Source organism: Enterobacter sp. BIDMC 26 (genome assembly GCF_000534435.1).
Taxonomy (GTDB): domain Bacteria; phylum Pseudomonadota; class Gammaproteobacteria; order Enterobacterales; family Enterobacteriaceae; genus Enterobacter; species Enterobacter ludwigii.
In genome coordinates, this window is the sequence record NZ_KI973182.1 from 4,533,625 (window position 1) to 4,544,111 (window position 10,487).

Genomic DNA, 10,487 nt, shown 5'->3' on the forward strand with positions numbered 1-10,487 from the left:
CCCGCCCGCGTCACGGAGCGCTTCGTGTACGCCGGCAGTACGCAGGCGGAGCAGGGCCTGAACCTGGCCGGCGTGTGCGTCAGCCACCACGACACGGCCGGCCTGACGCAGACTGACAGTGTGGCTCTGACCGGGGTACCGCTGTCGGTGACCCGCCGCCTGCTGAAGGAGGCGGACAGCCCGGACGCCGTGGCTGACTGGCAGGGGACAGAGGTATCCGCCTGGAACGGCCTGCTGGCTGACGAGGCATACACCACCCTGACCACCGCGGACGCCGCCGGGGCGGTACTGGCCACCACCGATGCGAAGGGGAACCGCCAGCGCGTGGCGTATGACGTGGCGGGCCGGGTGTCGGGCAGCTGGCTGACGGTGAAGGGCGGCACGGAGCGGGTTATCGTTAGCTCCCTGGCGTACTCGGCCGCCGGGCAGAAGCTGCGCGAAGTGCACGGCAACGGCGTGGTGACCACGTATACCTACGAGCCGCAGACGCAGCGGCTGACCGGGATTAAAACGGAACGCCCCGCCGGACATGCTGCGGGTACGAAGGTGCTGCAGGACCTGCGCTATGAATATGACCCGGTGGGTAATGTTCTTGGCATCAGAAACGATGCGGAAGAGACCCGCTTCTGGCGCAACCAGAAAGTGGTGCCGGAGAGCACGTATACCTACGACAGCCTGTACCGGCTGGTGAGTGCCACCGGGCGCGAGATGGCGAACGCCGGTCAGGGCAGTCACCTGCCGTCAGCCACGGTTCCCCTTCCGGCAGACAGCTCCGCGTACACGAACTACACCCGTACCTACGCCTACGACGCGGGAGACAACCTGACGCAGATTCGTCACAGCGCCCCTGCGACAAACAACACCTACACCACGAAAATCACCATAAGCAACCGGAGCAACCGGGGCGTGCTGAGCACCCTGACGGAAAGCCCCGCAGAGGTGGACGGCCTGTTCACGGCGGGCGGACAGCAGACGCAGCTGCAGCCGGGGCAGGCGCTGGTCTGGACCGCGCGTAACGAGCTGCTGAAAGTGACGCCGGTGGTGCGTGACGGCGACACCGCAGACTGTGAAAGCTATCGGTATGATGCGGGCAGCCAGCGCGTGCTGAAGGTCAGCGTGCAGAAGACGAACAGCAGCACGCAGACGCAGCGGGTGGTGTACCTGCCGGGACTGGAGCTGCGGACCACAACGGCAGGCGGCGCGGAAACGGAAAGCCTGCAGGTGATGACGGCGGGCGAGGCGGGACGTGCGCAGGTGCGGGTGCTGCACTGGACGTCGGGCAGGCCGGACGGCATCAGCAACAACCAGGTGCGTTACAGCCACGATAACCTGACGGGAAGCAGCGGGCTGGAGCTGGACGGCGACGGGAATATTATCAGCACGGAGGAGTACTACCCGTTCGGCGGCACCGCCATCCTGACGGCGCGCAGTCAGCTGGAAGCGGACTACAAAACGGTGCGCTACTCGGGCAAGGAGCGCGACGCGACGGGGCTGTACTACTACGGATACCGGTACTACCAGCCGTGGTCGGGGCGGTGGCTCTCCGCAGACCCGGCGGGGACGGTGGACGGCCTGAACCTGTTCCGGATGTGCCGCAATAATCCCGTCACGTTCCGGGATCCTGATGGACTCCAGACAACAATTGACGAGCTTAAAGAGGTCCTGACTTTTAAAACGGTGGATGGCATCCGACGCTGGGATGTAAATATCCAAGGTGAAGATTTCATTTTACATACAAGAGAACATAAACTTTCAAAAATGTTGATTGTCTCAACTCACGGTTTATTACGAAATGCATCCTCACCTGGAGTTCCTGTTCCAGAAGGTAAATCATTTATATTTTTTAACCCTCACCACATAAGGTTAAGGCTATCTATTGAGAATACCACAATAAATAGATTTGGGATAAGACTAACAAGTCAGGACTCTACTATTTTAAGTGATACAGTGAACGATTTATTTGAGAATAGAACAGAAAATGAAGGTGAGTTCTCTGATGTCATGTTCACTAATGGAGTTGAAAAAATTGGCTATATGGCTAACTACTCGATGAAAGGCTTTGAATCAAATGAAAAAAGTTACTCAGAAATAGCTGGTGCTATTAATTCGGATCAAATTGATGCCGACTGGATAACCATGACTTCGGAAACCTCTAACTCTTGGCCAGACACTGTATCTCTTCTTGATAAGTTAGGTGAATTAAAACTTGATTATGATACAATAGTATTCTCATTCTGTAGAGAGTCCATGTTTGTTTCACCTAGTAATGTAAGGGCTGTATATGGAAGAAATGATATCTTGTTGAATAAGACAACGCTATTACCAACACCAATAACAACAGCCAGACTTCCTGACAGACAGGAAAACCTCGACACAAACAAAGGTAATAGACCAACCTCAATCAAAGGAATAAAAAAATTTACCAACCTGTTCAAGCGAAAGTAATTATTTTATATCATTATAATAAATATAATTCCGCTATAGAAGAGTAGAGCACATAGCTGTGGGGTCTGCCTGTTTTTGGGCCCCCAGTTGTCATTTAATTCTGATCAATAACTGTGGTGTAATATTTCAGCAGACATCGTTTTCGATATGGAACGCCACCATTTTTCCGTTTTCAGTTCGGAACCTGACCACATTTCCGGGCCGAAAATTGTCCATGCTTTGTATGAGTCCACTGGTGCTGTAACTTCTTGAAATGGTGAGCAATAACATTATGTAACGTTATCCGCACTTCCTCAGGTATATCATCAATTAATTCGGCAAGATTGATGGGAGAGCATAAAAAAACCATGGGGCAGAGTGAGCTATGCTAGTCATCGCTAGTCCCTTCCTGTCACTTTGAATCCCCGGTGTGTATTTTCATGAACGGAGATCCATCGAGATCGGGTAATAACATTTGAGGAGATCGCTGAATAACTCACCGATCTCCTTCATGGTAATACACACCCGGAGACCAGCAGACGAATTTATCCTGCAGTTCGTAACTTAAAACGGCGTTCCGGGTCTGTAACAAATAATGGCCCCTTTTCTGCTCCACTGCATCTACTACTTTTTAGCCATTCGTCAGGCGATCGTGGATTCCTCAAACGCGGTTGATATCGGCTCACCGTACCGGCGCATTTCGCCGTAGTTTGGGATCATCCCTTATTATTCCGGATGTAGGTATACATTTCATCCAGATGTATTTGCAGGGATTTCAGGCCCGGGTAGCTGAGTGTAGGGTTATCGCAATACATGACGCAATCATCATTATGTTCCAGTGCGGCCACAACATTACCATGCCATAGATATCGTTTACTGCTCTCCAGCAGAGCCAGAAATACCTCATGTTTCTGGCCCTACCAGAATCCGAATCTGCCGTAAAAAGCAAATGTACAGGTAATGTGTCACGAAGCGACACATTAAGAACGCCACTATCTATGAGTATCATTCAGACGATCCGCACCCAGCAGTTTCACCGCGATGATGTCGGGCAACCAGCAGTCCTGCGACTGACGCGAACTACCTATTCTCCGGGTAGCTTCCCGCTGGCCACGTACGATCCCCGCCTTCAGATACCCGTGCGTAGCTGGAGCCCCTCCCTTAGTGGAGCCACCCTGCAGACCCGCAGTCCGACTGGGAAATGCTGCTGGCACCGGCGGGAGCCTTCACAACCCTTGTTGTTGACGCCTACGGCCAGGGCGTGCGACAGACTGATGCAGCCGGCCACGTACAATGCCAGCGTTATACATTGCCGGACAGCTGGTGCAGCGGACACTGCAACGCAAAGGGAATGTCGTCCTGCAAACATTACTGGTTGACATGACCTATACCGCTGACGGAAACATACAGCAGGAAACGCTGGGGAACGGTGTTGTAACGCGCTATGAATACTCACCACAGACAGGCAAACTGTTCAATCTGAAAATAACCCGCCTCAGCACCGGGATCCCGCGCTCCCGGATCTTCAGGACCCGCGTTATACCTATGATCCGGTAGGAAATGTTCTGTCAGTTCGTAACGACGCAGAAGAAACACGCTTCTGGCGCAATCAGAAAGTGGTGCCGGAAAACACGTACGTCTACGACACTCTGTACCAGTAGATCCAGGCGACCGGACGCGAATCATCAGATAATGTCTCATCAGGCAACAGCCCGTTATCCTGCTTCCTGGCGACGTGGCCAACCGAAGCGTGAACTATTCCCGCCACTACCGTTACGATGCATCCGGATACCTGATTCGTATCCGACATAACAGGGCGTCGAAATGGAGCCGGGAGCTGACCGTGTCGGATCGCAGTAATCATGCCCTTCTTAAGCAGGGAATGTGGGGATCCATTACGCCGCAGACGGTTGATACCTACTTTGATGCAGCGGGAAACCAACGAGCACTTCAGCCCGGCCAAAATCTGGTCTGAAACGAACGCCAGCAACTGGCGGCTCGCTCAGGTCGGAGAGCGGCGCACCACACAAGCTCAGGAGTACTATCAATATGATGCGGGTGGTCTGAGAGCGGTGAAAGAAACCCTGCAGCAGGCGCACAATGTCACCCACCGCGAAACGGTGGTGTATCTCCCGGGACTTGAATACCGGAGCTGCCGACAGGGCAACGATACAACTGAGTCGCTGGCGGTTATTCTTGCGGGTAACGTACAGGTGCTGCACTGGGATAGCGAGAATGAAGTACCATCAGGGATGAGCAATGGCTGCGTGCGTTATAGTCTGAGTGGTACAACCGGAATGAACAGCATGGAGCTGGATGAAAAAGGAAATATCATCAGTGCGGAGGAGTATTTTCCGTACGGTGGAAGCACGTTACCGTACTCACCGCTACTCGGGCAAGGAACGTGACGCGACGGGGTTGTACTACTATGGCTACCGGTACTACCAGCCGTAGGTAGGCAGCTGGCTCTCAGCAGATCCGGCGGGAACCGTTGACGGCCTGAACTTGTACCGTATGGTACGAAATAACCCGACAACGCTCAACGATCCTGATGGCCTCGCTCCGACCACAGGAAAGGCGCGACTGAAGCAGATTGCTCATGACTTATTCGTTGATAATATACGACGGGTAGGCCTTCACTTCGAGGAATATAAAGCCATTCACCGAATCGCCGTTGAGAAATCGTGGCATGTTAATGTCCGCACAGGAAATTCTGCTCGAGTGTCTTACGTTGGCCGTGTGGGGTTCCGGCCTAAACCGGCAGGCGTATATCAAAAAACGTTCAAAGGAGATGACAATGAGGGGCTTGTGCTTTACACGGCAGAGCAAACCGAGAAAGGCAAACAGGATGTGCAGACAATCAAGAATCCTTCTCCCCATGCTCCGGAGGCGCTACAGGTTCTGAGCCGGGAAGGTTTCCGCCTGGATTTGATTAATGAAGAACAGGCAGCCCTTGTCGACGGATTCGGGAACGCAGTATATGGCGACATCGATATCCACAGTGTGCTTGATGAAAATGGTAGACAGGTAGCTCCGGAGGAATGGGTTCCTGTTCTGAATGAGGCGCTGGAGAGTACCGGCTTGCATAAGGCGGAGAACCTGCTCGGATGGGGTAATTATTCTCTGACCAAAACCTATAGCGTCAAGGCACATTCCCCAATCCAGCATGGTGCTCATGATGAATGGCACGAGCGTAATGATGAGACCTATGCCGGGGGCATCAATATGGGACCTCAACCCAGCGTATTGAATATTCGAGGTAGGGCCAGCCTGACAGATTATGAATTATTTACAACCGAACAATACCGGGAATATATGAGGAATTTTGCGAGGGACGGTGATAGCGTGTACACCGAAGCAGCCTGGAAGAAAGGTGCTGCACGAGTAAATCCAGTTAGCCGAATGAATATCAACGGTATAGTTATGGGTTTAAAATTTCGATATAAAATGTAACTTTCTGAAGAGATCCTTTTTATTGGTGCGGTTTCCTGGGTAAGGGGGTATATCCCCCCCAACCTGCCTTTCAGCCCGTCTCGTTCAGATATCGGAACAGGTCATAGCCTGCTCTTCGGAAGAACAGGCTATAATTTTTATGTCCGACGCTCGCCAGCAATGGGCATCGGTCGTGAATCCACAAACAAGCGTTTTATTAAAGCAGTTAAGGGCTCGCGTGTTCATCCCCTTTGATGAAGAAGACAGGGAGAAACAGGCGGTGTTGGCCTTCATTTTCCCCTACACTTATCATCCGGTGGTTAAAAGCCAGGTCATTTTCCATCACGGAGCGTCAGTTCAGTGCTTTTATCTGAATGCGCTCAGCCTCGATCATTCTGACCCTTGACCTGATCCTGGCCTCAAGTTGGTCTACAATTTGATGATTGTCCAGACGTTCCTTCTGTCTGATCCCATTCTCGTAGAACCCACTTTTTTTATTGCCCCCTGTCACACCAAGCGTAGAGACCAGCGCCTCTCCAGGACCGTTCACGATACAGCCAATGATGGAGACGTCGAGGGGGGTGGTGATGCCCTCCAGTCGCTGTTCAAGGGCATTCACTGTGCCGATAACATCGAATTCCTGTCGCGAGCAGGTTGGACAGGCGATGAAATTAATTCCCCGGGAACGAATACGAAGGGCATTCAGGATATCAAATCCGACCCTGACTTCTTCAACCGGATCGGCGGCCAGTGAGACTCGAAGGGTATCGCCAATCCCTTCAGCCAGGAGCATGCCCAGACCTACGGCTGACTTTACCGCGCCGCTACGCATCCCCCCAGCTTCAGTGATCCCCAGGTGCAGCGGCTGGTCTATTCGTGCAGCCAGCAGACGGTAGGCCCCCACGGCAAGAAATACGTCTGAAGCTTTCACACTCACCTTAAACTGGTCAAAATTCAGCGCATCAAGAATATCCACATGGCGCATAGCAGATTCAAGCAGGGCTTGTGGCGTCGGCTCGCCATACCTGGCCTGAATGTCTTTTTCAAGTGATCCCCCGTTTACCCCGATACGGATCGGTATATTCTTATCCCGGGCGCAGTCCACCACGGCACGGATCCGGGCCTGATTCCCTATATTTCCCGGATTGATACGCAGACAGTCAGCACCATATTCAGCGACCTTCAGCGCTATCCGGTAGTCAAAATGGATATCCGCCACCACTGGAACCCCGACCCGCTGTTTAATTAAGCGAAATGCATCGGCAGCCTCCATGGTGGGAACAGAAACCCGGACGATATCCACCCCCACCCGTTCAAGTTCGTTAATTTGTCGGACCGTCGCCTCCACGTCACCAGTAGGAGTGTTCGTCATGGACTGAACCGTGATCGGGGCTCCATCCCCCACAGGCACGCTGCCAATATAGATTCTGGTTGATTTTCGCCTTACCACAGGTGGTGTCCTGCTCATCATTTCATCCTCATTCTCACGTTAAGCAAATCGTCATACACCGACTGGTGATATGACCGATTTTAAGACCGGAAAAGCCGGCCTTTCCCTGATACGTTGGTGGCGCATAATATTCATATTAACTGGCCCCCCTTCCGCATAAGCCGAATCTGCTGAAACAGTTTTTTATCCGGACTGAGAAAAGCTAAAAGCCGAGTTATCGTCACCACTCACTTCATGTAAGACGTAATTTCTTACCCCCCTACCGTACAAAGAAACATGAAAAACTCACATTAATCTTATGTGAAAGGTGATATTAATCACTATTAATAACGTTACACCTCAGTTTTCTGTGGAGGGAGACATATTCCCCCCATGGTTCAGTCGCCGGATGGTAACACCATAATGATTTCACTACATTCTGGAGATGTTCCCCCTGCTAAAGAAGGGGCTCTATCCTCAATGTTTTTTCACTTTGCTGTTTATCTGTTCCAGCCTTCTGTTTCCCAACATAAATACGGGTAAATCCGGGTTCACCTTTTGCAGTCTGTTAACACGGGTATTAGTTTCATTCGATATTGCTCCGTCTGCGCGCTCTGATGCAACCAATATCCCTCTGACTTTCACTCTCTCCGTTGGAGGATAATCATCATGAACCCTTACGTCAGGTTTACCAATGACCAGTATCTCGTTCCTGTATAAGGTGCGATCAGGTAATAATTTTTCCGCCTCTGGCCTCTTATTAATTAGCTCTTCTGGGGATAACATATTTATATAAGACTTGATCCTCGGAAACGGTTTTCCAGTGAAGGAGTATCCTGCTACAGGAGGGCGAACAATCGTATCAGCTAACTTATAGGGTGAGTTCACCTCTCCTGTCTTCCCCTGCCTGCCAATATGAGTAGGGAAAGAAATGTCATGTTCATGGGTGGCGATAATATTTTGAGGAGGGAGTTCAACAATAAACCCAGACTCAGCGTAGGTACCTGTATATCTGTACCCACGTTCCCCATGCGTTTGCTTAACTTCTTTTGTATCAACCAGCGCTGCGCTGAATATATCCCTGGTCGCTAATACATCCTCGGCTGATTTTTGATAAAAATCGCTATCATCCCCCCGAACCATATGGGTAATAATATAATCACTATTGATAGACTCAGGAGCCCATGTTGCTATTTTACGAGGATCAGAAATAGATTGTAACTGTTCAGGTCTATAGCCGAATAAGATATAAGCTAAAGCTGCTGCTGCAATCAGTAAGCCGAGGTATAACGCAACTGGCGCAAGACCAGTGCTGTCAACAAGCGTGACGGGATTATTGCGGCACATCCGGAACAGGTTCAGGCCGTCCACCGTCCCCGCCGGGTCTGAGGAGAGCCAGCGTCCCGACCACGGCTGGTAGTACCGGTATCCGTAGTAGTACAGCCCCGTCGCGTCGCGCTCCTTCCCCGAGTATCTGATCGTTTTATAGTCGGCTTCCACCACGTTGCGTGCCGTCCATATCGCCGTGCCCCCGTACGGATAATATTCCTCCATACTGATGACCCTGCCGTCACCGTCCACCTCCAGCCCGCTGCTTCCCGTCAGGTTATCGTGGCTGTAGCGCACCTGGTCGTTGCTGATGCCGTCCGGCCTGCCCGACGTCCAGTGCAGCACCCGCACCTGCGCACGTCCCGCCTCGCCCGCCGTCATCACCTGCAGGCTTTCCGTTTCCGCGCCGCCTGCCGTTGTGGTCCGCAGCTCCAGTCCCGGCAGGTACACCACCCGCTGCGTCTGCGTGCTGCTGTTCGTCTTCTGCACGCTGACCTTCAGCACGCGCTGGCTGCCCGCATCATACCGATAGCTTTCACAGTCTGCGGTGTCGCCGTCACGCACCACCGGCGTCACTTTCAGCAGCTCATTACGCGCGGTCCAGACCAGCGCCTGCCCCGGCTGCAGCTGCGTCTGCTGCCCGCCCGCCGTGAACAGGCCGTCCACCTCTGCGGGGCTTTCCGTCAGGGTGCTCAGCACGCCCCGGTTGCTCCGGTTGCTTATGGTGATTTTCGTGGTGTAGGTGTTGTTTGTCGCAGGGGCGCTGTGACGAATCTGCGTCAGGTTGTCTCCCGCGTCGTAGGCGTAGGTACGGGTGTAGTTCGTGTACGCGGAGCTGTCTGCCGGAAGGGGAACCGTGGCTGACGGCAGGTGACTGCCCTGACCGGCGTTCGCCATCTCGCGCCCGGTGGCACTCACCAGCCGGTACAGGCTGTCGTAGGTATACGTGCTCTCCGGCACCACTTTCTGGTTGCGCCAGAAGCGGGTCTCTTCCGCATCGTTTCTGATGCCAAGAACATTACCCACCGGGTCATATTCATAGCGCAGGTCCTGCAGCACCTTCGTACCCGCAGCATGTCCGGCGGGGCGTTCCGTTTTAATCCCGGTCAGCCGCTGCGTCTGCGGCTCGTAGGTATACGTGGTCACCACGCCGTTGCCGTGCACTTCGCGCAGCTTCTGCCCGGCGGCCGAGTACGCCAGGGAGCTAACGATAACCCGCTCCGTGCCGCCCTTCACCGTCAGCCAGCTGCCCGACACCCGGCCCGCCACGTCATACGCCACGCGCTGGCGGTTCCCCTTCGCATCGGTGGTGGCCAGTACCGCCCCGGCGGCGTCCGCGGTGGTCAGGGTGGTGTATGCCTCGTCAGCCAGCAGGCCGTTCCAGGCGGATACCTCTGTCCCCTGCCAGTCAGCCACGGCGTCCGGGCTGTCCGCCTCCTTCAGCAGGCGGCGGGTCACCGACAGCGGTACCCCGGTCAGAGCCACACTGTCAGTCTGCGTCAGGCCGGCCGTGTCGTGGTGGCTGACGCACACGCCGGCCAGGTTCAGGCCCTGCTCCGCCTGCGTACTGCCGGCGTACACGAAGCGCTCCGTGACGCGGGCGGGTTCACCGGCCGCCTGCTCCGTGATGCTCACCGGGCGCCCGGGCAGCGACGCGTCCTCGTACTGCCAGGTGCGGGTCACGGCCCGGCTTATGTCCTCCGTACCATCACGGGTAATGCGGATGTTGCTGACCGCGATAAGGGGCCGGCCGGTGGCGTCGTTCAGCGTCACGGTGGTGCCGTTATCCACGCCCTGCGTGCGCAGGACGGCGCCGGAGAGGGCGTGACGGTACGTGAAGTTCGCCAGTCCGGCCGCGTGCAGGCGCGGGTCG

Annotated in this window: 4 protein-coding genes and 4 pseudogenes; 5 read left to right on the forward strand and 3 right to left on the reverse strand. The window is 54.2% G+C overall.

Annotated elements, in window-relative coordinates:
• Together L462_RS0123875 and L462_RS25805 are read left to right on the forward strand one after the other, a co-directional pair.
• A pseudogene (locus L462_RS0123875) lies at nucleotides 1-1,635 on the forward strand (RHS repeat-associated core domain-containing protein); the annotation flags it as partial.
• A gap of 186 nt (nucleotides 1,636-1,821) precedes the next feature.
• A pseudogene (locus L462_RS25805) lies at nucleotides 1,822-2,445 on the forward strand (hypothetical protein); the annotation flags it as partial.
• Nucleotides 2,446-2,920: 475 nt separating this feature from the next.
• On the opposite strand, the pseudogene L462_RS24750 reads toward L462_RS25805, so the two are convergent.
• Nucleotides 2,921-3,320, reverse strand: a pseudogene (locus L462_RS24750) (ISKra4 family transposase); the annotation flags it as partial.
• Nucleotides 3,321-3,717: 397 nt separating this feature from the next.
• On the opposite strand from L462_RS24750, the gene L462_RS24035 reads away from it, so the two are divergent.
• From L462_RS24035 to L462_RS25660, 3 genes are all read left to right on the forward strand, one after another.
• Nucleotides 3,718-3,981 (forward strand): hypothetical protein, encoded by a 264-nt coding sequence (locus L462_RS24035; protein ID WP_050595771.1) that lies wholly within the window; start codon nucleotides 3,718-3,720, stop codon nucleotides 3,979-3,981.
• A gap of 368 nt (nucleotides 3,982-4,349) precedes the next feature.
• On the forward strand, nucleotides 4,350-4,832 hold the full coding sequence (locus L462_RS25655; RefSeq protein ID WP_050595772.1) for a hypothetical protein: 483 nt from the start codon (nucleotides 4,350-4,352) through the stop codon (nucleotides 4,830-4,832).
• Nucleotides 4,833-4,938: 106 nt separating this feature from the next.
• Nucleotides 4,939-5,877 carry a hypothetical protein gene (locus tag L462_RS25660; RefSeq protein WP_050595773.1) on the forward strand — a complete coding sequence of 313 codons (939 nt, stop codon included), beginning with the start codon at nucleotides 4,939-4,941 and terminating at the stop codon, nucleotides 5,875-5,877.
• Between the two features lie 331 nt (nucleotides 5,878-6,208).
• Here the strand turns inward: L462_RS25660 and ispG are convergent, their stop codons facing one another.
• Both ispG and L462_RS0123885 read right to left on the reverse strand, forming a co-directional pair.
• The gene (gene ispG, locus L462_RS02270; RefSeq protein ID WP_032679493.1) at nucleotides 6,209-7,324 is read right to left on the reverse strand and encodes a flavodoxin-dependent (E)-4-hydroxy-3-methylbut-2-enyl-diphosphate synthase; all 1,116 of its coding nucleotides are present in this window, start codon (nucleotides 7,322-7,324) and stop codon (nucleotides 6,209-6,211) included.
• A 1,280-nt stretch (nucleotides 7,325-8,604) separates the two neighbouring features.
• Nucleotides 8,605-10,487, reverse strand: a pseudogene (locus tag L462_RS0123885) (RHS repeat-associated core domain-containing protein); the annotation flags it as partial.